The organism is Rhodopirellula maiorica SM1 (assembly GCF_000346295.1).
In the GTDB taxonomy this organism is placed as follows: Bacteria; Planctomycetota; Planctomycetia; order Pirellulales; family Pirellulaceae; genus Novipirellula; species Novipirellula maiorica.
Map to the genome: position 1 here is coordinate 1 of NZ_ANOG01000663.1, position 23,701 is coordinate 23,701.

Below are 23,701 nucleotides of genomic sequence, written 5' to 3' on the forward strand. Positions count from 1 at the left end.
ACCAACAACTTCTTAATCTTAATCCTACTCTTAATCTTAATCCCGTCCGCGCAAAGTCCACCAGCGGACGTAATCAATGCTGGAAGATTAAGATTAAGAGTAAGATTAGGATTAAGAAAAAGAAATAGAAAGTGAGCCGGTTGTGATCTCGATCCTCACTCTATTTCATGCCCCCCCCCTTTTTCAGTGAACTGGGTCGTGTAGCAATCGCTGGCTTGGACTTTGTCGCCGTCGACGAGGCCGAGCTGGACCATCTGGGATACCAAGGTTTGCCAACGTTCGACGGTCATTTCGCCGAGGGCTCCAGGTGGCATGTCGTCGGGCAACGCTAGCGTCTTGAGTTCTTGATGCCCAAATTGCAACGCCTCGATTGTCATCCCGTGCTGGTTCGCCTCTAAAATGGCTGCGTTGCCCTCCTGGGGATCGGCCAAGTAATGCTGCCAACCTTCGCGAGTGGCATTCACGAAGTCTTGCACGAGTTCAGGCTGGTTGCGAACCATGTCACCCGTGGTGATTAAGACGCTCGAGTAAGGATTCCAGCCAATATCGCTGAGCATCAACTTACGTACCTCGACGCCTTGTTGTTCTGCAAGCAGCGGTTCGGCGAATGAGTAAGCTTGGATTGCGACATCCTTGTCCGTCACCAACGACGAGACACTGCCGTGATAAGGAACCTCTTTGACTTGATCCAGCAGTCCCTTGGACCGCATGAACTCGAGAAACGCACGCCCACCTTGCCGCTGCAACGTTTTGCCGGCAAGATCCTCGAACGTCTTCACACCGCTGTCTTCGCGAACCAAGATACAGCGAGGATGATTCTGCATCGTCGCTAACACTGCGACGATGTCGGCGCCTTGATTGCGAAACAACACCACGTCGTCCGCATTAGCCATCGCAAACTGGACTCGTCCCAAGACCAATTCCGGAGCTACAGGACTCTGTCGTCCGCCAGGCCGAATTTCCACGTGCAAAGCATGTGAATGGAACGTTCCGTCGGCTGCGGCTTGATACAAACCGCCATGCTCGGATTCAGGAAACCAATTCAGCTGCACCGCCACCGACTTCAGGACTTGGCCACCCACGCTCGGTGCCGGTTTCGGATTCGTGGAGGAATCCGAGACCCCACAACCGCTGATCAAGACGCAACCGAACAGGATGAATACAGACCGCAGCATCGCGGATGGATGGCGAGAGATCATGACAACTTTCTTCGTGTGGTTCGGAGAGACGATAAACAAAAAGGTGATGCAGCCCCCGGCAGCAGATTTTGCCACAGATCCCTTGTGAAGGATCTTTGGCAAGATCCACTACGCCACCTATTCGCTTTGCATCGAATCGACTCACCATAGGCTCAGTTTTTGAACTGTGCAATCACGGCGGACAGCGACTGTTTGGCATCGCCGAATAGCATCCGTGTGTTTTCGCCAAAAAACAGCGGATTGTCGACTCCGGAAAACCCGGAAGCCATGGAACGCTTCAGCACAAACACGGTGCGTGCATAATCGACATTGATGATCGGCATCCCATAGATCGGACTGTTCTCGTCCTCTCGAGCGGCCGGATTGACGACGTCGTTCGCTCCGATCACCACTGCGACGTCGACGTTTTCGATCCGCCGATTGATGTCTTCCATCTCGACCAATTGGTCATACGGCACACTGGCTTCGGCGAGCAAGACGTTCATGTGGCCAGGCATACGACCGGCAACGGGATGGATCGCGTAGCTGACTTCGGCCCCATTGGCTTCGAGCATGTCGCCCAGTTCACGCACCACATGTTGGGCTTGGGCAACCGCCATGCCGTAGCCCGGCACCATCACGACTGACGAAGCGGCTTCGAGGATCAGGTAGGCGTCATCGGCAGAGATCGGTTTGACTTCGCCTTCGACCTTGGTCGCTTGCGTGGTCGCGGCAAACCCAGAGAACAGCACGTTGCTGAGCGACCGATTCATCGCTTTGCACATGATGTTGGTCAAAATGATGCCTGCAGCGCCGACCAGCGAACCGGCGACAATCAAGATCGAATTGTCGATCGCGAGTCCGGCGGCACAGGCGGCCAATCCCGAGTAACTATTTAATAGCGAGATCACGACCGGCATATCGGCACCGCCGATCGGAATGACGGCCATCACGCCCAAAATTAACGACAACACAATCACGGCGATGACCAGCGGCAGCGTCCATGCAGGCTGGACAAAGACCAACACGCTGCACGCAATCAGGGCAACCAGATTAAACAAACTGAGAAAACGCTGGCCCGGCAGCGAAACCGCCGCGCTGCTGATTGTTTCGGACAATTTTCCCCACGCGACCAGACTGCCGGAAAACGTGACGCCGCCGATCAGGATCGAAATCAAAATCGTGATCATCGTGAACGCCGACACCGCGGGCGATTCGGGGGTAGCGACCACGGTCGAAATATGGGAGCTATCGCTCATGTACAGCGCCGCCCAACCGACCAACAGACTGGCGATCCCACCGGAACCGTTGAACAAAGCCACCATTTCCGGCATCCCGGTCATCGCGACGCGTCGCGCGGCGACCGCACCGACAATCGCCCCCGCGACTGCAGCCACCGCGATCCAGCGATAGTCAATGATCTCGTTGGACGCGAGCGTGACAAGCACCGCTACCAGCATCGCGAACGAGGAAATCAAGTTGCCTCGCACCGCCGTCGCGGGCGAGCTAAGCAACTTTAAACCGAAAATAAACAAGATTGCGGCGAAGATATAAACAGCGCCGATTAGTTCCGCACTCATGGATCGCCTTTTCTCAAACTTGGTCTTTGACAGGAGCTTCTTTTTTCTTGAACATGCCGAGCATGCGATCGGTCACCATGTAGCCACCGACGACGTTGACCATCGCAAAAAAAACGGCGATCGCCCCCAAGACCGTGGCCCAATCGCTTAACCCGGCGCCGGCCGACGTGATCGCGCCGACCACGGTAATTCCCGAGATCGCATTCGCCCCCGACATCAACGGTGTGTGCAGTGTCGCCGGGACTTTGGAAATCAATTCAAAGCCCAAGAAAATCGAAAGCATCAAAACAAAGCCTAGATAGACCGCTTCCATCGCCATGAGAGTTCTCGCTTACTTATTCAGGTTTCGGATGGTTTCGTTGACGATTTCACCATCGCGGGTAATGACCGCCGCTTGGATGATTTCGTCCTCGGGATCAAGCACCAGTTGTTTGCTCTCGCTATCGTAGAACTCTTCGATCAAGTTCAGCAGATTGTTCGAGTACATATCGCTGGCGTTGCGGCTGACCTGCGAGGGCAAATTGCCTTGCCCGATCACCTTCACACCGCCGATTTCGGTAACCGCATCGAGCACGGACCCTTCGACATTGCCGCCGGTTTCGACCGCCATATCGACGACCACGCTGCCGGGCTGCATCGCTTCGATCATATCGCGAGTGACGATGACCGGGGCGGGGCGGCCGAACAGCTGAGCCGTTGTGATGACGACATCCGATTCGGCAATGACTTTCTTTTGCCCTTCTTTTTGCAAGGCAATCTGTTCGGCGGTCAATGCTTTGGCGTAGCCCTGTTCGGTTTGCCCGACTTCGCCTAGATCAATCTCAACAAACTTTGCCCCCAGCGAACGCACTTGTTCGGCGGTCACCGGCCGCGTGTCAAAGGCCTCGACACGTGCTCCCAATCGCTTTGCCGTTGCGATCGCTTGCAATCCCGCAACCCCGACGCCGATCACGAACACGCGGCAAGGACGAATCGTTCCCGAGGGCGTCATCATCATCGGAAACGCTTTGACGCTGTGGTACGCCGCTTGGATCACGGTGACGTAGCCCGCCAAGTTGGCTTGAGAGGAGAGCGCGTCCATTTTCTGAGCACGCGTGCTGCGCGGGATCATTTCCATCGAGATCGCGGTCACTCCCGACGCCGCCAACGAATCGACCAAGGATCGTTCGTTGAACGGATCAAGAAAACTGATGTGGATCACGCCGCGCCGCAGCCCACTGATCTCGCTGGCGTCCGGTTTACGGACTCGCAAGATCACATCGGAATCCGCCAAAATCGCTTGCCGATCCGATTGAATCGTCACGCCCGCGTCGGTGTAGGCATCGTCGCTGAATCCCGAGCCCATTCCCAGACCGGTCTCGGCCACGATCTCAAATCCGCTGTGGATCAGCTTCTTTGCATTGGCGGGCACCAACGCGGTTCGCAATTCACCCGGCCAAGTTTCCTTGGGCACTCCGATTCGCATTTTGTCCCTCGTCGTGATGCTTCGATTTTTCAGTCGCTTGGTTCTCAAGCGTAAGCGAACCGAGATCACAATGAAAGCAGAGAGACCGACAAGTCGTTACGTTTTGCGTTTCCCTGCGGTCCATCTCGCAAATACCGTGATGGCCAGCAGGTTGACCGCGCCGAAAAGTAGCAGTCCTAATAATGTGGAGGCAAATATCGCGGCGATCAATGCATCAGTACGCTGAAACCCTTGCCAACCCGTCATCAGTGTTCCCAGCCCGTCATAGTTCGATCCGTTGCCGACAAAAAACTCGGCGACGATCGCGCCGATCACCGCCAACCCACTGCTTGTCTTCGTCCCCAGCATCAAATAGGGAACCGCTGTTGGCAATTGCAATTTCAACAACCGCTGTGTTCGCGACGCTCCATACAAACGAAACATGTCATTCAAATCCGTTTGGATCGCTAACAGTCCTTCGGTGACGCTGTTGACAATGGGAAACAAGCAAACAATCACCGTCACGATTACGACGGTGCGAAATTGATACCCACTCCATGTGATCAATAGCGGCGCGATCGCGACGATGGGAACGGTTTGCAAAAAGACAACGTAGGGAAAAAAGGCTTTGCGAATCGATCGCGATTGACTAAACGCAATCGAGATCACGCATCCAATCACGACCGCCGAAACCAACCCTACCGTGGCCGCAAGTCCGGTCACATAAGTGCCACGTAACAGCGATTTGCGTTCCTGCATCGCGGTCGAGAGCACTTGGTTTGGCGACGGCAGCAGAATGGGCGGCAACTCAAAATACCAAATCACGCCCGTCCACATCGTCAATAGAACCAACGCTCCGGCGACCACCGACGCGACACTCAGGACAACGGATTTCCAAGCGGGAGAGTTCATCACGCCGAGCTCCTCAGTGCATCACTGACCGTGCCGTAAAACGTACCAAACTCGGCGGTGCGACGCAGTTGTTCATCACGCGGCCAGCCCAACGGATTGTCGATCCGTTGCGTAATTTCGCCGCTGTGCATGACCTGGATCTGATGCGACAACAAACAAGACTCGGCGATATCGTGTGTCACCATCACGACGGTAAGCGAAAGGTCTTGCCAAAGTTTCAGCAACAATTGGCCGAGCGAGTTCCGCAGCATATCATCGAGTGCGGCAAAAGGCTCGTCCATCAACAACACACTCGGTTCGGTCACCAAGGCACGCGCCAAAGAGACACGCATCTTCATGCCGCCGGATAACTGATGCGGAAGACGATGCAGGGCGTCGCCGAGGCCCACCATTTCAAGCATCGCCGCCGCTTTGCCGCGGCGCTGGGATGCGGTATCGCGAGCAATCAACTCGAGCGGCAACAACACATTGCCGATCGCGTCACGCCATGGCAACAGCGAAGGTTGCTGGAAAACAAATGCCACGTCTCCGCGACGCCGCACCGAAGTGCTGTCGATGAATTGGACCGTGCCCGAGACGGGTGACTGCAGTCCTGCGATCAACCGCAACAGCGTCGTTTTCCCACAACCGCTCGGTCCGATCAAAGTGGTGATCTTGCCAGCGGGAAAATCGGTGTGAACCTCGTCAACGGCACGAATGCCGTTGTCGAATTGGACGGTGACATCGTCACATCGAATCGAAGAGGCACGCAGGGTCAATGCGGAATTTACTCAGTTTTCTATCGGTTCCGAATTCTTTGCTGCGTCCGCCAGCACTCCGGCCGGCTTCAATTCAAAACGTCGACCGTCGATCTCGAGCAACACATATTTGGGTGTCACTTCAACCACTTTTCCTTTGAGTGTTCCGATCTCAAATTCGTCGTCGACACGCAGCTTCAGTGTTTTACCCTTTGTACGCACATTCATCCATGCCGTCCAATCATCACGACCTTGGACGAGCGCGGTCAACACGGTCTGAGTCGAATCGTCGAACATCGGTTTGGCAGCGGGCGGTTCTGGCGGCGGTGGTGGATCACCGACTTTGACGACCAACTTTTGCTCGGTCGTGCGGTTGGGGTATCCATCATCGGTCACACGAACTTTGACATCGAACTCTTGCTTGGTCTCTGATTTGACCGTCAACGTCCCGGTCCGCTCATCAAGACGGACAAAATCGGGTGCCGATTCAAGCAATTCAAATCGCAGTTGGTGCCCTTCCGGGTCCTTGAAGGTCAGCGGCGTGGTCGAATCTTTGCCGGCAATCGCATCCACTACCGAATTCCCAGTGAACTGCGGTGCCTTGTTTGGCGGTTCAAAAAAGTTGCGATTCAAAATCGGTTCGCTGTACGCGGTGACCGTTGGGTCCACACGCCATGACGGCGAGGTAGGCGGCTTGGCGTCTTCGGCTGCTGCCGAGAGCGCAATCACATCGACGCTCATCTTGACATCGAAACGACTCGCTTCGTCGCGTGCCGGGGTGATCGCAAGTTTGCTCATCCGATGCAGATAGTCCTTTGCATAAAAGGTATGCAAAAACTCGATCAGTTTAGGCAAATCAGTGCGACCATCGACACTGTAAGAAAGTCGTTGATACAAGTCGCCGACTGGCAACATGTTGGTTCGATTGACACGTGGATTGCTCAATCCGTTTTGCTCGACCGCATCCAACAACCAGCTTTGGTAATCACTGTGGGCGCGTTCCGGATCACCCGGCAACGAGCGTGATAGGTATTCGCCCAATTGTCGGTCGGCGTAAGCTCCGTCGAGCAAGCGGTCTTCGAGTTTCAGCTTCTCGTTGCTCAAGGCATCGATCCGCGTGGTGCGGCTTCGCACTGCGGTTTGATATTTGTTGATGCCCCACTGGATCACCAACGCGCCTACTAAACCACCGATGGCGATCGCCAAGAATCGTTCGCGTTGATTCATGATTGCACCTCAGTGTCCGTGGTCGCAGTCGTTTCAGGGTTAGGAGAGGAAGACTCAGTGGACTCAGGCTCTGTTTCCGACGCAGGCGTGTCCGCGTTGGATTCCGTGGGAGTCGTCGCATCTTGTGAATCATCGGCCGAGGTCGTCCGCGCCTGCTCGATTCCCTCATAACGTTGGTTGCGTGCATGGTGTGGCGGAATCGCAATTTTCTGAGTAAACACCCATCGATAGGCGTTTTTAGCGTCCTGCTCGCTCGCTCCTTCGATGATCACGCTGTGGTTTTCGTCACGAATCGAGGATTCGAGTTTGTCGATGACACTGGGCTGCGTCGCCGAACCATTCAACACGACCGTGCTGACGCCGGTGCGAGTATCGCTAGTGGCCACAATCGACTTGAGGATCACTTCCTCTGCGGGCGGCAGCTTATTCGCAAGCGTCCGAAGCTTGTCGATCCAGATTGCATCGGCGTCAAGAAACTGGTCGATCTTTTCCGTCTCGGCAATAAACTGCTCCGCCTCTTTGACCGGTTCTTTCATGGCCGCGTTGGCCTGGTTAAGTCGATCAATTTCGGCATCCAGATTGCTGAGTTTGCGATATCCGAGATAGCCCAGCAATATTGCCGCGGCAACTGGCAGGCCGACGAGCAACGCGGTGCGCCGGTGATTCGGTTTTTCTTCGACACGTTCGCGAGGGTGCAAAAAAATCGATCAAACGATCGGCATTTGTTTCTTCACAAGCCAACAAACCGACCAGCGGAGCGAGTCGACCGACGTGGCTTGGCAATTGGTCTTTGAGCTTCGCTTCAACCTCGACCAATTCAAATGGATTGACGACTTCCACCGGGGTGTCGAGCGCCTCGCTGAGGATTTCGACGTCACCTCGGTGCACCGAGTCACGCCCCCAGAGCACGATTTTCTCAGGCGATTTACAGCCGCACGCAAGCAAGCTGCGTTTGAGCTCATTGACGAGAGCCCGTGGTCGCGCGGATTCGCCCGTCGGCATGCGGACGGTACGCACAAAAATCACTTTGCCATCGCGAGCCACCACGATTTCGGCGTCATCGGACAACAAATCGATCAGCACGATATCGCCACCGACTGCTGGTCGCTTTGGACGCGTCAGATAAAACGCTGCGGCGGAAAGAGGACGCAGCGTGATTCGCTTGACGATCAACGACGCATCGCTGCAAATCTCTTTGACTTCGGCTAACTTTGCCGGTGCCACCGCCGCGGCGATTGCGTTGACATTCGTCTCGGAGCGGTTGGTGACCAAATAGTCAATCGTGGCACTTTCGCCGGCTGAAGCGAAACTGCGAATCGCTTGAAAGCGAACGATATCGGGCAATTCCTCGTCCGGAACCGGCGGCAATTGCAATTCCCGCAGTTCGGCTTTGCCACGTCCGATCGCGACCAAGGTCTCGGTTTTCTCGAGTCCGCGTTCGGCCATCGTTTTGCGCAGCGTTTCATAGATGCCGGACGACATCATCGGCACGACCGCCGCATCGGTGATCGTGATTTGGGAAGCGGTGCACTGCGCCGCCACGAACCGTAATTCGGTATCGTCCCAATCGATTGCTAATTTTTTTGGCATGATTTTCTTGTGGTCATTCGTTGGACAAGCCGGCAGAACGCTGGCCCAACACGGACATATCGAAACCTCGTCCCAGATGGCTGAGGTCTTTCCAGGAGATTACTTTTGGATTCACACTGGTTGCGTCAATTATCACTTCACTGCGACTGGCGATCCCCGACTGCTCGAAATAGCCAACGATCTGAGCCCGAAACACGTCGCCTCCGCCGGTCAACAGCGGAATCAGCGTTCTCATCTGATCCAATGTCACAATGCCCTCGACGAGAGGCCAAGTTGCAAATTCGCGATTTGGATCATCCGACTCGGCCGTCCGCGCTTCGATAATGGCTTGCACGGTCTCTTCATCCAGCATGGGAATGCCGTACAACAACTCGGCGGGACATTCATTCAGATTAATCCGACCTGGCAAAGAGTCGACATCTTGAGTGGCCAAAACGTCCATTAAAAGCGGCAAGTAGATCGCCATCGAGATCGGATCCTCGGCAAACGGCGACGTGTACTCTCGCTGATTATCGCCGTTTCCAATCGTCACGCTCGATCCGACCAAGTCGAGCACTTGATTCACGGTCGTTTTTGCACCGGCACTCAAATCCAACTGACCAAACGCATCGACTGTCCAAACGCCGGCAGATTGAACATCCCCATTGTCGTCATTCCCACCGCCGCCGGCCGCAGCCGTCACCGGCGATTCACCATACATCCGGTACGCAACGATGTAACTTGCATACAGTTCGTCCCCAAGCGTTTCGATCAGTTCGTCATAAAGCAGTTCCAGATCATCGCCATTGACGTCGACGCGAGCCAATCCGTCGCGAGTCTTGCTGCCTTCGGCTCCGTTGACGGTCAGATAGGCGGCCCAGCCCAGCGCGCCGGGCGTTTCGATCCCGACGCCATAACGCTGCTGTTCGTCGGCATCGAGCACGCCGTTTCGATTGGCATCGGCGCCAAACAACAATGTCGGAGTCACACCGCGAACCAACAGCAATTCTTCGACACTTTTGATCGGCCCGTTGGCGGGCGCATAGGGTGTCGGCAGCGTGCTGTAGTATTCCAGCTCGGCCCCGAATGGGCGAATTTCATCATCACTGTCGAGCCAATCCAATATGGCATCAGCAACGTCCTCGGTCATCCCCGGCAGTGCCATCAACAGTGACACAGCCAAATTCTCTGTGTCCACCTCTTCGGTGTCGGTACCGGTTAGCGCCAAGGTAGGAACGATCAGATCTGAATTATCTTCGAGCACGATCAAGGTATTGATATTCAAACGTGCGGATTCGTTTTGCAATCCGAATCGAATGCCGCCAAATGTTCCCGTCTCGGACATGCCCGGTGCCACAACCGTAAAATTGGCGGGGGTGACGCCGTCGATTCCATTGGAAACGGTAATCGCTTGGAACATCGATGGATTGTTATAGACCCCGCCATAATCGAGCCGCGTCGTCGGTGGCTGCGAAAGCAGCAAGCGAATCGTATCGACACCGGATTCCACGTTCACACGTGCTTGCACCAAATCGCACGACAGATTGGCGGAATCATCGTAGGCGACCATCAACTCAGTGAATGAATAAACCGCCATGGTCGCTACCGCGACGACCACCAACACCAATACGAGAAAGAAACCGCGGCGTGGAGGCCTCGGCCGACGATTTGGACAAGAGTTTGCGTCGATAGCGGAGCTCATATCCCGGTCTCCAACATTTCATCTTCGCTCGCTTCGATTGGAAGTGCCAATGGCAAACGGACGATGTGGGTAAACGTCCGTATCGGACTCTCGTCGGACAGCCCTGATTCATTCGCAGCAACCATGGTGGGATCGTTCATTGTCAAACGAACTTGAACCGCCACCGGCAATTCCCCCATTTCATCACTGCTCCACTCGGTCTGCCAAAGCGTACCGTCCCAGTACGAAAACTCGATACCAACGATCTCAGGCGCCAACAGTTCCCCCGTCTGGTTGAGCGTCGCAATCGCTCCGCTTTCCATGGCATAGATGGTGGCCGCGCGATCGAGCGAGCGACGCACGAGCCCGCCCGGCGATTCCATCACAGCCGAATTTGGGTCTTGCAGGGAATCAACGACACCGCCAATCGCACCGACATCTTGGATAAAGTAGGTGACGGTTTTTAAATCGCTGGGGACATCGTCAAGCGTGGCAGCCGAGGCGTCCATCAGTACCGAATACTCCTCGAGCCGAGGCAAGCGGCTGAGATCGATTTGAATTTGATACTGGTTCCCGATCAATCCAGGCGTTTCCAGCACCGAAGTGCCGGTTTGCAAGTCAACGCCCACATCGGCCATGGTGTCCATCATCGAATCGTCCATTGCCAAGTCGCTTTCGTCCCCCAACCCGGCAGCAGAAAGATCCTCGCCGGAGCTTTCTTCTTCGCCGCCACCACCACCGCCGCCGCCTGCAGCCTGAGTGGCTGCCGAAGCAAGCAGTGTTTCAAGAGGCGACGTGTCGACGGGGACCGGATGCGAGGCCGAACGCAAATCATCCTCGATCATTTGCAGCACCGCAGTTGCCAATTGGACTTGGCGAACATCCATATCCCGAGTGTTCATGGTGTCGGCATAAAACTGGATTGCGCCGCCGATCAACATCATCAACACAACGGACAACGCCAATGTCAAAATCACTTCCAACAGCGTAAAACCACGCTTCGTCGCTGATCGCTCCGCGATCAGAACGTAAGAGATTGTCGTTGATCGCTCCGCGGTCAGTACGTAAGATCGCGGAGCGATCAACGACATTCTTTTTAGTGAAGCGTTTCGGAGTTGCTTTTGCATCATTCGGCGGCCTCGGCGGCGGCTGCAGCTTCGGCTTCTTTGGCCGCCTCTTCCTCGGCTTCCGCTTCTGCGAGTCCCAGTGCGGGGTCGATCATCCAGCGAGTCAACGCATAGGTCGCAATCGCAGGTCCGCCATCGGGATCGGTCGCTTCGACGGTGACGCGAACGGCCAACAAACCGTCGAGCGATGCGGGTTGGACTTCGACTGAATACTGAAACGGAATCATCGAACCCGAGTCGGCTGATTCCACCGGCGACATCGGTAAACTCAGTGGCGAAATGTCTTGCAACAAGATCTCCGACAACTTCGTCTGACACAAAATACGAGCCACCGATAATTCGCGTGCTTCGCGGGCTGCATCGGTTCCGGTCAACGCCAACTGGCTGAGCACCGCCAAGGCACCGCCCAGGGATGGCAATCGAAAGCAGAATCTCAAGCAGTGAAAACCCGCCGCGTTTTGCTGCGCCGCGATTGCCAATGATCGATGAATGGACGGCTGGGCGAATCATGGTGAAATCTCCACAGTCGTCATCTCGCCGATAGTAACATCGCCGGTGATACCGCGAAGCCGCACTGAAATCCTTCCCACTTCGGGCAAGACCACGACCACATTGGCCGTGCTGGTAGTGCCATCGGGGTAAAATAGGATCGACTGCGATGTGCCAGTAGGCGATGCTGCCGCGACCACGTCACCAGTTTGTTGAGCAATGGTGAGTGACCGCGCTGATGAAACGACTTGGACCGACTCGATCACGACCGCATCGGGAAGCTCGACGGTTACCTCGGCCTCTTCGGCGGTCGGTAGCGGCATTGCCGCTACCGACGCTTGGTCGGCGCCCATCATCAAACTCGATTGTTGTCCTGCGGTATCGGTGGTTTCCACCGCGTCACTCATCGAGAAATAAGGACGGGTTTTCAGCACGCTACTATCCACTGCGGCGTCCATCATCATCACACGACCTTGACGCATCGCATCGAGTCGCAAACGAGTCATCTCGATTTGCAATTGCTCAGCGGCACGCGTCAAACGCTGGTCTCCCAGCATCATCGTGATATTTGGAATCACCACCGCAGCAATGGCTGCCATCAACGAAATGGACAGCAGCAATTCGAGCAGGGTAAAGGCGGTGCGACGATTCACAGACGAGCGTCCTAAATTAGGAGCCTTCAGCCGTGATGTCGTCATCCGTGTTGACTTGGCCATCCGGTCCGGCACTACGAATTTCATATTTTCCGCTGTTAAGCGAATAGACCAATGGATTTCCCCAAGCGTCATTCGGGATGGCGTCTAGGATGGGGCGAGTCCATTTGGCTTTCTTGGCCGCATCGCTAGGGCCATCCTTGAGTGCTTCGAGCGTCTCGGGCAGCGAACCCAATTTAATTCGATAACGCTCGATGGCTTGCTTGAGTGAATTGAGCTGAGTCGTGGTTGAGTCGCGGTACGCGTCCTCTTGGGCTCCACCGAGATTCATGATCGCGATACCGCCAATCACCACAAGGATAGACAACACGAGCAACAACTCGAGCAGCGTAAAGCCTTTTCGTCGTCGGTTAGCGACTCGAGCGTGGGGGCGACGGACACAAGCGGGGTTGGTTTGCGAATGGCAATTCATCTGGATTGCAAAATCTTCAAGCAGAGGAAGGGGGACGGGTAAGGGGCCGTTTTGGCGGGGGGTGGTATTGCGAGATCGGTCGAGAAAAATGAGCGATCCAAAGCAATTCACGTCCGCAGTGCCGCCTTTTTTATCGACGTCGACAGCGAACGGTCACGATACGCCGCGATGGCTGACGGTTGCCAGAAACGCTACCCAACAGATAGGCAACGCCGCTGCAACATTCAGAAATCGTCATCGTTCGTGATCGTCAACAATATACTAACCGTGACAAATGGCAAAGGTTCCGGCCAAATTCGCACCCGATGCGATCGCATTAGGAGAGCGAATTGATACGCAAATCCCAAGAGTTTTTTGGACGCGACCCCCTTAACATGCTTAGAATTGGAAAAACTGCTCGAAACCGACCTGTTTACTAGGTAATTGTGGGCAGCGTAGGTAGAATGCGGCAAATGCGCAAATATGCTACTAAGAAGCAGGCACGCTGCGTCCCACGATTGCGGCGAACGCATTCCGCTTCGAATTGATCCTCTTCACTCCTCTTGCTCCAAACAAGAAAAACATGGCCGCACGCGACGATTCTGTCATTCGTGGCAGCTTAATTGCCTGTCTTATCTTTCTGGTTCTCTCTGCTGCGCTCAACTTTTTCTTTTGGCAATCCGCCAACGTGCAAGCGATCAAAGCCGACAAGGCAGCCGATCAACTGCAATCCAGAACCAGCGAGCTAAAGCTGAAAGATGACCAAGCACGCTTGATGAAATCGATGTTGGGCGTGGGCAGCATGAGCGAAGCGGAACTCGAACTGCTAAAGCAGAGTGCTAGCGGCGACCCCGAGATGCAGTTGATCGAACAGCAATTTGTTCGCGACATGGCATTGCTTTCGGGCGAAGGCGCCGAAAACCCAAGCTACCCCAAAGTGCCTGAGTTCCTAATGAACACGATTCGTTCTCGCAACGAGCAGTACGGATTGCTGCTGAAGGAAGTAGAACAGATCAAGGCTCAAGCCGAAAGCGATATCCAGATCGCCCAAAAGGCGCAACAGGTTGCCGAACAGCGTGCCGACGACGTCCAAAAGAAGCTCGACCAAGAACGACAGCTGTTCGCACAAGACCGCGAACGGATCAACAAAGAGAAAGAGGACACGCGAGACAGTTTGACGAAGACCGTGCAAGAATTCACGCGATTTCGCCAAGTCACCAACGACGAAAAAACCAAGCTGAATCGCCAGTTAGATCAACGTCAAAACACGATCGAAACGCAGAAGATGGAGCTCGTGCGACTTCGCAGCGATCAATTCGAAACCGTGCAGGGCAACATTCGCTTTGTGCGAGGTGAAACGGTCACGATCAACCTGGGATCAGCCGATGCACTGCGTCCGGGCGTGACCTTCGGAGTCGTCGGTGGTGATGAAACCCGTTTGAAAGACGCCAAGGTCAAAGCGACCATCCAAGTCACTCGAATTTTGTCGGACCATTTGGCCGAAGCCCGCGTGGTGGCACGTCCTGATATTCGCCATCCGATTATCCCCGGTGATTTTATCTACTCGCCATTCTGGGCACCGGGACGCAAAGTCAAGATTGCCTTGGCAGGCGAAATCGATATCGACAACGACGATCGACCGGATAACGAAGCCATCAAGGGTATGATCACCGCAGCCGGAGCCACCGTGGTCGCAGAGATCTCGCCGACCGGCGTGGTCGAAGGCACCTTGGATGCCAGCGTTCGCTTCCTGGTGATTGACGAAAAGGCACAAGAGGTTGGCGATGAGGGTGCCAACCAAGAACAGGTCGTCGCGATCGGAAAGATCAAGGCAAAGGCGAGAGAGCTTGGCGTTTCGGTCATCCCGGCGTGGAAGCTACAAGCCTACCTGAAGACGATCGACGACACGTTGACAACGCCTTTGGGTTCGGCGGTACGCGGAGAAGACTTCCCACCGGATACTGGTGTCGGAGCGACTCAGCGTTATCCGAGCAACCTGCCGGAACTGTTCCTTCGTCAAACTGAAGGTATGCAGACCGACAACAAGATTCTGCCCCCGTGATCGATCGGTCATGTTACGGTCGCAGCATTTCGGCTTGCCCGGACACAGTGACTGCTTGACGTTGCAGCCGCTCGCTTAGCCGACGCAGTTCCTCGTCGAGCCGCTCGGCTGCGACCGGCGACATCACAATCGGCGCAGTGCCCAACCGGACCTGGTTTGCGTCGGTGATGGTATGTGATGACGATGCCGTCAACGTTTCACGCACGAACAGGTCGCTCAGTTTTGCGGCGGCACCTCGATGTTGCAGATCCAACGGACTCGGCAGCCCCCAATCCAATCGCACGCTTCCCATTTTCCGGCGGGCTGCTTCGGTGATCACCAAAGCGCGACGACGCGATTCTTCGCTATCGCCATCGAGCACACAAATCCAACGGCGTGTGTCAACGCGGTAGATCAGATCAAACAACCACGCGTCACGCTGCAACAGGCTGTCGAATTGATCGGCATCGGCACGTGACATTGCAGCTCCCATCGATACGGTGGTGACGGTGGCCAGATCATGTAAACGCGGTACGACGCTGTCGTGGCCCAGTTCGACCGACAACATCGGTGGATCCAAACGCACATGTCGTTGAATATGGCTGGCGGTGCCGGATGACAACGTCTTTTCGCTTACCGCACGCCGGTTCACGCCTCCCCGCTGACGCCAACGGACCCATGATTCGGCAACCGATTTTGACCCGGAAACGGGCGTTTGGAAACTCACCTCCGTCCCCCAACCGACACGCGATCGAAGCCGTAGAGACGAAAAATGTAACGCCGCCAATTGACGGCTGATCGCCAACCCGAGCCCTTCGCTGCGCGCCGACGACTTGTGCTGCAGTTCGATCTGCTTCATTTGCTGCTGCGAAATTCCTTCGCCACGATCGACGACCGACCATGTGATCGCGCCGCCGCTACTCGTCATCTGCAAACGAATTAATATCGCTTCGCCCTCGACCGACGTGCGGATCGCGCTGGCTACCAAATTTACCAACAAGCGGCGGAGCATATCTGGATCAGCAAACACGATCACTTTGGAATCATCGGCGCCATCCCAAAGCACATCCACTTGGCCTCGTAGCAACCAAGGCCGCAGCGACTCGTCGACCGCATGGCGAATCTCTGTGACGGCAACCCAGCGTCGGCGGACGCGGGGCAGCCCGGCACGCAACCGCTGCAGTTGCATCATTTCGCCGACGATTTGATCCATGCAATCACATTGGCTGATAGCGTCGCAAAGCGTTTGCAACTGAGGCGTACTGAGCTCTCCTTGCTGTCCGGCGGCGAGTGATCGCAGCGATGCACGCACGGCGGTCAATGGCGTCCGCAAATCGTTCGCCGTTTCACTCATCATTTGCACGATCGCATTGACGGTGTTGTCGAATTCCGCCTCAGGGGCGATCCGAGTCGAAGCGAGCAGGGTGGCGTCGAAACCATGAGGACGGGGCGTCGCTGCAGACGTGCTTTGACGCCCAAGCGATGGTTTAGACACGGATGACGGTGGGGTTTGTGCAGTTGAGTTCGATGATAACATCGGCGGTATTCTCCGGGTGGACAGTCCGAGCGAGCTCGCGTGGGGCACTCCATTGAGCAAAACGTGTGACCTTGATTCAACATGAAGGTTTGAACCGATTGCCGCTTTGCTGATCGTGAAGCAAGATCGATCGTTGTCGTTGCATCGTCATCGCTATGACGACGGCCAAAGCCAATGTCGATGATCTTCATGCGATCGTTCGATCGGAACGACTGTCGTGCGTGCTTTGAGGATCCTGCGGGGTAATCACCTCGTCACGGTCGTCGCTTGGGTTTTGCTGAACCGCACGATTTGGGGAGGTCACTTAATCGCCAGCGGTGAAAACAAACGAACGGCGTTTTCGGGTGACTTTTTGCGGGCGACTTTTTTCGGGCGGATTTTTCGGGCGACTTTTTACAGTGGTGTGGCAACCGATCGGCTGATCGTGGTTCTTTCTACGAACGTTATGCGAACCGCCGCTGCGGTGCTCGACAGCGGTTCGCTGCGGGGGGGACGCGGGGCAGCTGGATTCAGATAGCAAGGATTCGGGCGGTAATCCCGATTCCGCGACCAAAGCATTGTCGAATCCTTAAAAACTCGTATAACAGCCGCGTAGTGCAAAACCGTGACACGCGATACACTCATGCCATGAATTACGTGGTACAAAAGTCGGAAACCGCCGAGATCCCTGGATTTGACGATCTCGATCTATCCCCTGTGATGCGGCGTGCGCTGAAGCACGCTGGATTTGAGAAACCAAGTCCCATCCAGGCTCAATTGATCCCGCTTGCCTTGGAAGGCGAGGACGTGATCGGGCAAGCACGAACCGGAACGGGTAAAACCGCCGCGTTTGCAATCCCTATTCTCGAGCAACTCGATCCGCTCGAAGAATGCCGTGATCCCCAAGCGATCATCATCGTTCCCACCCGTGAACTAGCCGACCAAGTCGGACGGGAAACTCAAATGTTGGCCCGCGGCGTGCCAACCGAAGTCGCCGTATTGGCCGGTGGCAAAGACATCAAACGCCAATTACGCCAACTCGAAAACGGCGTTCAAGTCGTTGTGGGCACCCCCGGACGACTGCACGACCATCTGCAGCGTCGATCGCTTCGCACCGGCAACGTGTGGTGCGTGGTGTTGGATGAAGCCGATCGCATGCTCGATATCGGCTTTCGCCCGCAAATTGAACGGATCTTGCGGAAATGCTCCAAAGATCGGCAAACACTGCTGCTCTCGGCGACGCTTCCTCCGACCGTTCGCCGGTTGGCCGAAACGTACATGCAAGAGCCTGCGGTGATCGATTGCTGTGACAAAGACATCGCCGTCGATACGATCGAACAACGTTACTTTACTGTTTCGCATGACAAAAAGCTGGAATTGCTCGAACGCCTGCTTGAACGCGAAAATCCCAAGCAAGCGATCATCTTCTGTCGCACCAAGCGTGGAACCGATCGTCTGTATCGTCAGTTGAGCCGAACCTATCCCGCCTGTGGTAGCATGCACGGCGACTTAGCGCAACGTGAACGAGACCGTGTACTGCAGCAGTTGCGGGACGACAAACTACAAATTTTGGTCGCTACCGACGTGGTGGGACGCGGAATCGACATCAGCACGATTTCTCACATCATCAATTATGATATGCCCCAAGATTGCGATGACTATGTCCATCGCGTCGGACGGACCGGCCGCATGGGACGCGATGGCATCGCGTTCACCTTTGTAGTTCCCGGCGAAGGCGACGCGTTGACCAGCATCGAACAGCGGATCAATAAGCAGTTAAAGCGGGACCACTTCGAAGGACTTGATCCTCCGGCGGCAGTTCGGTTGGCCCCGAAGGCGGAAGAGACGGTGAAAAAGGCGGCTCCCAAACTGAACCCGATGCACCGCAAGGTGACTCGCCGGCGCCGCTAATCGACCGCCAACCATGCTTCGCATGGAATTTTGAGATCGATGGAAGCCCGAGATATGCCGTGTGGCGATTGCCATACGGCTTTTTTCGTTGAGTGACACGTTTTGCCGAGTGGCTTGGTCCCTGTCTCGATCCCGCGGCATCTCGGGACACGCCACATGCTGCGACAAAGGCATCCTGCGGATCTGCTTAGCCGCTAACGCGGACCGTATTGTTCACTCGCAATGCGCCTGCCACAACCCGCACCGTCTCTTGAGCGAGTTGCTTGTGATAAAAGCTGCGAACCAGTCCGCTGAGCTTCAGTTCGCTTCCGCTCTCGTCCACACGCAGCTGACGTAACTCGGCAACCGAACTTTTTGCAAGAACGGCATTGGCGGCGATAGCGATATCCTGACTAGGCTGTTGAATCATAGGGTGCTCCTAGAAAATGTTGCAAAGAGCAGCAGCTCACTAAAATCGAGTGAGCTTGGCCGCAGGTGGTGAACGAGGACCATCGCAAGCGGATGTCAATTCGGTAGGAAAGACTGCCAATCAACGCCAATGGTTTGCATTGCTAAAAGCGGCGTGAGCGAAGGCTGACAGGCAGAGCGACGGGAGTTCAATCAAATATCACACATTTCCTGATTTTTGCCTATGCGAATCCTCCTTGAATTCCAGCAGGATTGTCGAGCAAGGTGCAACAATTATGCATTGCTAGCAAAGACGGAAATTTTCAAGAAATCGTCAAGTCGCCGCTGAATCGACCCGTGCGGGATCGATCATGCGGAATCGATCAAGTTGGATCAATGTTGAAGGGGGGTGCTGGAGAACGGACCTGGTCGCGCCAAAACCACGACCGTCACAATCGCTACGACGCTTCGGATCGGCCCCCGCGTCGCTGTCATGCGGACTCAAAACGAGCGGATCGGCGTCGGAATCGCCTTTGCCCGAACGGGATGAGCTATATCCCCATGGCTGGATTTTCGTCTTGGAAATCCTCGCCGCCGTACGGCCAACGCAGGACCGACGGCCAAGAAAGCTCGCTGCGAAAACGATCCATCGTTACGAATGACCTCGCCCTATGATTCTCGACTTAGCAATCGCATTCAGTTGCGCCGGCGTCGGCGTCGTTTGCGGATGGATCATGAACGGGCTTGGCTGGGGTGTCGATTTTGACGGACAGGACGACGAATTAACACTGGTGGAACGATCCGAACTCGAGCAAGTCAAAGCCGAATACGAGCGACTTGCAACGGCGGCCGATCGACTGCGTGAATACGCCACATCGATGGCGATGGACGTCGACAAACATCAAACCAGCGTCCAAGCGGTCAGCGACGTATTGACGTCGGAATCGACCTTTTCCGCGGACGCACTTGGCGATGCCGTCAATCGATTGATTGAGGCGAACGAGACGATGCAAACCAAATTGAAATCGGCTCAAGAACGAATCTCCGAACAAGCCGACCAGCTTGAATCGGCCGAACGCCGGGCTCAAACCGACGCGCTGACACGCGTTTCCAACCGCGGTGCCTTTGATGAACATTTGGCACGGCGTCACATCCTGGGCCCCGGACGCGCCGGCACACTGATGCTGTTAGATGTGGACCATTTCAAGAAATTTAATGACGAACATGGTCACCGCGCTGGCGATGAAGTGTTGAAGGTGGTGGCCAACATGCTGCATGCGAGACTGAAATCGTACGGCATTGTCGCGCGGTTCGGGGGTGAAGAATTCGCGGCGATTATCGATGGCTACACTGTCGAAGAATCCAAACGCATCGTGGAATCGGCACGTGCGGCGATCGGACAACATATTGTGGAATTCGAAGGCAAAGAGCTTGCGGTCACCGCCAGTATCGGATTGGCCGAACTGCTCGAAGACGAGTCGATCGAACAGTGGATCGAACGCGCCGACGCGGCGATGTATCACTCGAAGAAACACGGACGCAATTGCGGTCACTCGATGAATGGGACCACGCCCGAATTGATCACGCTGGGTACCGAATCGGCTTTGATTCCGGACATCGATGAATCTCCCTCCGTCACGGTCCGCCCCAAGAAACAAACCGCGAAAAAACCAAAACCGACATCCGAAGAGCCGAACCGTGGTGCCTTTTCGAGCCTGCCAACCCGAACGGCGCTCAACGCGGCGTTGGGGGATATGCAAGAACGATCCAAGTCGATTGGATTGCCCATGCAAATCATGAAGCTTCACGTCACCGGCACTCCGGCCGCCGGGGCGATGCGAACGCTGCTGCAGATCGTGCGAGCAACGCTGCGAAGCGTCGATCGCATCGGAGCCGATGACGCAACCACGCTGCTTATTTGCATGCCAGGAATCGATGACGAAGATGCTCAAGAGCGGGTCAAACAAATTCACTCGTCGGCCGCTTCGCTACAATTTGGCGAAACCACCGCGAGCGACGCGCCCCGACTGCAGATCAAGATCGTTCCGGTCGATCCCGATGAAACGTTGGATGAAGCGTTTACCCGGACCGCAAGCGAATCCACGTCCTCCGAATCAGACTCGCCGCCGCCAGGCTCGACCACCACGGCGTCGGGTCAGACAGGGGAATCGCAAGACGACGCAGGGGATCGATCCCCTGCCAAGGAACCAAAGAACTCTCCGGTTGCGGCGATGGCCCCCCAAGCAGCCGCCGGTGAGGTCACTCAATCAGCTGTCGCTGATTGACCCCCTATCGCACAACGCTGTAAAGCATTTTGTAGCGGCAGGACGCGAGCCGAATGCCATCTACTTTGGTAACGGCACGGCGCGAGCCGTCCAATGCTTGATCAGCAACCCTAAACCGCCGCTCGTTCCCCAGCGAACGGGCTGCAGCTGAGTGTCTTGGGCAAAGTGCCGTGAATGCGTAAAAACGAAGCACATTCGCACACTTGCTTCCCTTTGCGACTCAGCGTTGGGAACCGCAAGATTTCTGATATTTACAGTAGGATGATGCAAAAACCGCCGAATTCACGGCAATCACGTGAATTAAGCTGCTATTGACTTCCCTGATTTGATGTATATATTTGAGAGTGTTATGAAGGTCGGCGCTAAGTTTGCTGCCCGCCTCTCCCAAAGGACGCTTGATCACGTCCCTCTTAGTAGTTTGCTTCAGGAAAAAGCAGCTACGCTCGCCATCGAGAATGACGGCTTGAGGATTAAGAGGACGATTGATCAAACACATGTAACCGAGGTTGTTTGCCGTTTTAGCATCGCAACGGCCGCCTCAATACACAACACTTCGTTTTGAAATCACGATTGGTCTCTCAATCGCACGTCCCCCTAATTTACTATTGAATGGATTTTAAGTCGCACACGACCATCTGCGATTCTGCTGAGATTTCCGGCTAGGCCAAGTTTGGCGAAAACGCGTTGGATAAAACGCGGTTGCGGAGAGCGCACCGTCGCTTGGCTCGCCTCAGACACGAATCTTTGGATCATTCGTTTTGACCCTTTCTAAAAAAGTGATCCCGCGATCGCTTACCGACCCCCAACATTAAACTGTTTCGCCTCTCCAGGGCATGTCACCGCCGTTCTCCTGGTAGGCTTTTTTCCCTTTGAATTTGTGCGGTGTTTCTTCGATTTCCCGCTTTTAAGCGGAGCGCTGCGGCGACCCTTGTGGTGATGCCTCCACGCGAGCGGCGCACTCGAATTTCGATTTGGGTGCGTCTGAACTCGGCGGAGGTTCCCGCTTCGCGAGCATGTAACTCGCACCACGCTGACATAGCGTCTCACTTAAAACGCATCTGGATCAAAAATGGACAAAAAAGAAACGGACCAATCGCGGCCGAAGCGGTTCCGGTAACGGATCCTCAGGTTCGTATGGCAACAACAATAGTGGCAACGGAAAACCTCGCGTGCGTCGACGTCGACGCGGCGGCGGTGGTGGTGGCGGTGGCGGTGGTGGTGGCCAAGGCGACCGCGGCGGCCAAGGTGGCGGACAGGGCAACGGCGAACCTGCGGATATCCCCAGCGACGCGCCGCTCGAAGAAAGCTTTGGTATCCTCGAACTGCACCCCAACGGCTATGGCTTTCTGCGGAGCACCGAGAACAACTACTCGCGCGAACGCAGCGATCCGTTTGTTCCCGGCACGATGATTGAAAAGTTTGGGCTCCGCCAGGGCGTTTACCTCAAGGCGATGGTCCAACAAGCACGTCGCCAACAAGGCCCCCGGGTGCGTGAAATTGTCGATGTCGATGGCATGGCGCCCGAAGCGTATCTCGAAGTCAAAAACTTTGACTCGTTGACCGCGATCAACCCCGAGCAGTGGCTACGATTGGAATGTGGCCGCAAACCGCTCACCAATCGCGTGATCGACTTGCTAGCCCCGATGGGCAAGGGACAACGCGCTCTGATCGTTGCACCACCACGCAGCGGTAAAACCGTGATGCTGCAAGACATCGCCACGGGGATTACGCAAAACCATCCCGAAGTCAAATTGATCGTTTTGCTGGTCGACGAACGTCCCGAAGAAGTCACCGACATGAGGCGCAACGTCCTCGGTGGCGAAGTCGTTGCCAGCAGCTTGGACATGGACGTCGAAAGTCATGTTCGGCTAAGCCAATTGGTGATTGACCGTGCGAAACGACTCGCCGAAATGGGACAAGACGTATTCTTGATGCTCGACTCGATCACGCGACTCGCTCGCGCCTTCAACAAATGGGTTGGACGCGGCGGCCGCGGTGGCGCGACGATGACCGGCGGATTGGACATCAAAGCGATGGACATTCCCAAGAAATTGTTCGCTACGGCCCGAGCCTTCCAAGAAGGCGGCTCGCTCACCATTATCGGCACCGCGCTTGTCGATACCAACAGCCGCATGGACGAAGCGATCTTCCAAGAGTTCAAGGGAACGGGCAACATGGAATTGGTGCTCGATCGCCGGCTTGCCGATCGCCGTGTTTGGCCATCGATTGACATCAGCCAAAGCGGAACTCGACGCGAGGAATTGCTTCACGACGAAGAGACGTACGAGGCGGTTACGATGTTGCGACGAACGCTTAGCAGCATGCATCCGGTCGATGCCATGGAACAGCTGACCAAACAGCTTGGCCGGTTCGACAGCAACGATGAATTCATCAAGCTAATCAGTGGCGCCAAGACGTCACTCTAGCTTTGATGAAACGCTTTGTGGTCAACCCATTGCCGGGCAGCATTCCTTACGAAAACCATCGCTCGATTCGAGTCAAAGCCAAGTTTT

The 23,701-nt window shown here is 55.4% G+C and carries 20 protein-coding genes; 4 read left to right on the top strand and 16 right to left on the bottom strand.

Annotated features, from left to right (window positions below; translation table 11 throughout):
- Positions 1–155 precede the first annotated feature (155 nt).
- From RMSM_RS21175 to RMSM_RS21235, 14 genes are all read right to left on the bottom strand, one after another.
- Complete coding sequence (locus RMSM_RS21175; RefSeq protein ID WP_040768698.1) at positions 156–1,199, bottom strand: ABC transporter substrate-binding protein; 1,044 nt, start codon at positions 1,197–1,199, stop codon at positions 156–158.
- Between the two features lie 152 nt (positions 1,200–1,351).
- Complete coding sequence (locus tag RMSM_RS21180; protein ID WP_008701004.1) at positions 1,352–2,758, bottom strand: NAD(P)(+) transhydrogenase (Re/Si-specific) subunit beta; 1,407 nt, start codon at positions 2,756–2,758, stop codon at positions 1,352–1,354.
- Positions 2,759–2,771: 13 nt separating this feature from the next.
- Entirely contained in the window at positions 2,772–3,077 is a 306-nt protein-coding gene (locus RMSM_RS21185; protein WP_008701007.1) for an NAD(P) transhydrogenase subunit alpha part 2, read from the bottom strand.
- A 12-nt stretch (positions 3,078–3,089) separates the two neighbouring features.
- Positions 3,090–4,223 carry a Re/Si-specific NAD(P)(+) transhydrogenase subunit alpha gene (locus tag RMSM_RS21190; protein WP_040768711.1) on the bottom strand — a complete coding sequence of 378 codons (1,134 nt, stop codon included), beginning with the start codon at positions 4,221–4,223 and terminating at the stop codon, positions 3,090–3,092.
- Between the two features lie 96 nt (positions 4,224–4,319).
- Positions 4,320–5,114, bottom strand: coding sequence for an ABC transporter permease (locus tag RMSM_RS21195; RefSeq protein ID WP_008701011.1), 795 nt, complete (start codon positions 5,112–5,114; stop codon positions 4,320–4,322).
- Positions 5,114–5,872, bottom strand: coding sequence for an ABC transporter ATP-binding protein (locus RMSM_RS21200; RefSeq protein WP_008701012.1), 759 nt, complete (start codon positions 5,870–5,872; stop codon positions 5,114–5,116). The genes RMSM_RS21195 and RMSM_RS21200 overlap by 1 nt, the downstream gene beginning before the upstream one ends.
- 12 nt (positions 5,873–5,884) lie before the next feature.
- On the bottom strand, positions 5,885–7,078 hold the full coding sequence (locus tag RMSM_RS21205; RefSeq protein WP_008701014.1) for a cadherin repeat domain-containing protein: 1,194 nt from the start codon (positions 7,076–7,078) through the stop codon (positions 5,885–5,887).
- Positions 7,075–7,614, bottom strand: coding sequence for a hypothetical protein (locus RMSM_RS38765; RefSeq protein ID WP_008701016.1), 540 nt, complete (start codon positions 7,612–7,614; stop codon positions 7,075–7,077). The genes RMSM_RS21205 and RMSM_RS38765 overlap by 4 nt, the downstream gene beginning before the upstream one ends.
- Before the next feature lie 25 nt (positions 7,615–7,639).
- Complete coding sequence (gene pilM, locus RMSM_RS38770) at positions 7,640–8,668, bottom strand: type IV pilus biogenesis protein PilM (protein ID WP_008701017.1); 1,029 nt, start codon at positions 8,666–8,668, stop codon at positions 7,640–7,642.
- Positions 8,669–8,681: 13 nt separating this feature from the next.
- Positions 8,682–10,349 (bottom strand): type II secretion system minor pseudopilin, encoded by a 1,668-nt coding sequence (locus RMSM_RS21215; protein WP_040768699.1) that lies wholly within the window; start codon positions 10,347–10,349, stop codon positions 8,682–8,684.
- Positions 10,346–11,458 carry a prepilin-type N-terminal cleavage/methylation domain-containing protein gene (locus tag RMSM_RS21220; protein ID WP_008701020.1) on the bottom strand — a complete coding sequence of 371 codons (1,113 nt, stop codon included), beginning with the start codon at positions 11,456–11,458 and terminating at the stop codon, positions 10,346–10,348. Before RMSM_RS21220 ends, RMSM_RS21215 begins: the two co-directional genes overlap by 4 nt.
- Positions 11,455–11,874: a hypothetical protein gene (locus tag RMSM_RS21225; RefSeq protein ID WP_040768714.1), complete on the bottom strand. Its 420-nt coding sequence runs from the start codon at positions 11,872–11,874 to the stop codon at positions 11,455–11,457. The genes RMSM_RS21220 and RMSM_RS21225 overlap by 4 nt, the downstream gene beginning before the upstream one ends.
- Positions 11,875–11,961: 87 nt before the next feature.
- Entirely contained in the window at positions 11,962–12,597 is a 636-nt protein-coding gene (locus tag RMSM_RS21230) for a hypothetical protein (RefSeq protein WP_008701024.1), read from the bottom strand.
- A 16-nt stretch (positions 12,598–12,613) separates the two neighbouring features.
- Positions 12,614–13,069, bottom strand: coding sequence for a type II secretion system protein GspG (locus RMSM_RS21235; protein ID WP_008701026.1), 456 nt, complete (start codon positions 13,067–13,069; stop codon positions 12,614–12,616).
- A 562-nt stretch (positions 13,070–13,631) separates the two neighbouring features.
- Here RMSM_RS21235 and RMSM_RS21240 point away from each other — a divergent pair.
- A complete protein-coding gene (locus tag RMSM_RS21240; RefSeq protein WP_008701031.1) occupies positions 13,632–15,110 on the top strand; it encodes a hypothetical protein in 1,479 nt (492 codons plus the stop codon).
- Between the two features lie 13 nt (positions 15,111–15,123).
- Here RMSM_RS21240 and RMSM_RS21245 read toward each other — a convergent pair whose 3' ends face one another.
- Positions 15,124–16,584 carry a sensor histidine kinase gene (locus tag RMSM_RS21245; RefSeq protein WP_008701033.1) on the bottom strand — a complete coding sequence of 487 codons (1,461 nt, stop codon included), beginning with the start codon at positions 16,582–16,584 and terminating at the stop codon, positions 15,124–15,126.
- A 669-nt stretch (positions 16,585–17,253) separates the two neighbouring features.
- Between RMSM_RS21245 and RMSM_RS21255 the strand changes: the two genes are divergently transcribed.
- A complete protein-coding gene (locus RMSM_RS21255; RefSeq protein ID WP_040768702.1) occupies positions 17,254–18,516 on the top strand; it encodes a DEAD/DEAH box helicase in 1,263 nt (420 codons plus the stop codon).
- 187 nt (positions 18,517–18,703) lie between these two features.
- Here RMSM_RS21255 and RMSM_RS21260 read toward each other — a convergent pair whose 3' ends face one another.
- Positions 18,704–18,925 (bottom strand): BON domain-containing protein, encoded by a 222-nt coding sequence (locus RMSM_RS21260; protein ID WP_008701038.1) that lies wholly within the window; start codon positions 18,923–18,925, stop codon positions 18,704–18,706.
- A 649-nt stretch (positions 18,926–19,574) separates the two neighbouring features.
- On the opposite strand from RMSM_RS21260, the gene RMSM_RS21270 reads away from it, so the two are divergent.
- Both RMSM_RS21270 and rho read left to right on the top strand, forming a co-directional pair.
- Positions 19,575–21,188, top strand: coding sequence for a GGDEF domain-containing protein (locus RMSM_RS21270; RefSeq protein WP_008701042.1), 1,614 nt, complete (start codon positions 19,575–19,577; stop codon positions 21,186–21,188).
- Between the two features lie 1,058 nt (positions 21,189–22,246).
- Positions 22,247–23,614 carry a transcription termination factor Rho gene (rho, locus tag RMSM_RS21280; protein ID WP_040768707.1) on the top strand — a complete coding sequence of 456 codons (1,368 nt, stop codon included), beginning with the start codon at positions 22,247–22,249 and terminating at the stop codon, positions 23,612–23,614.
- Positions 23,615–23,701 lie beyond the last annotated feature (87 nt).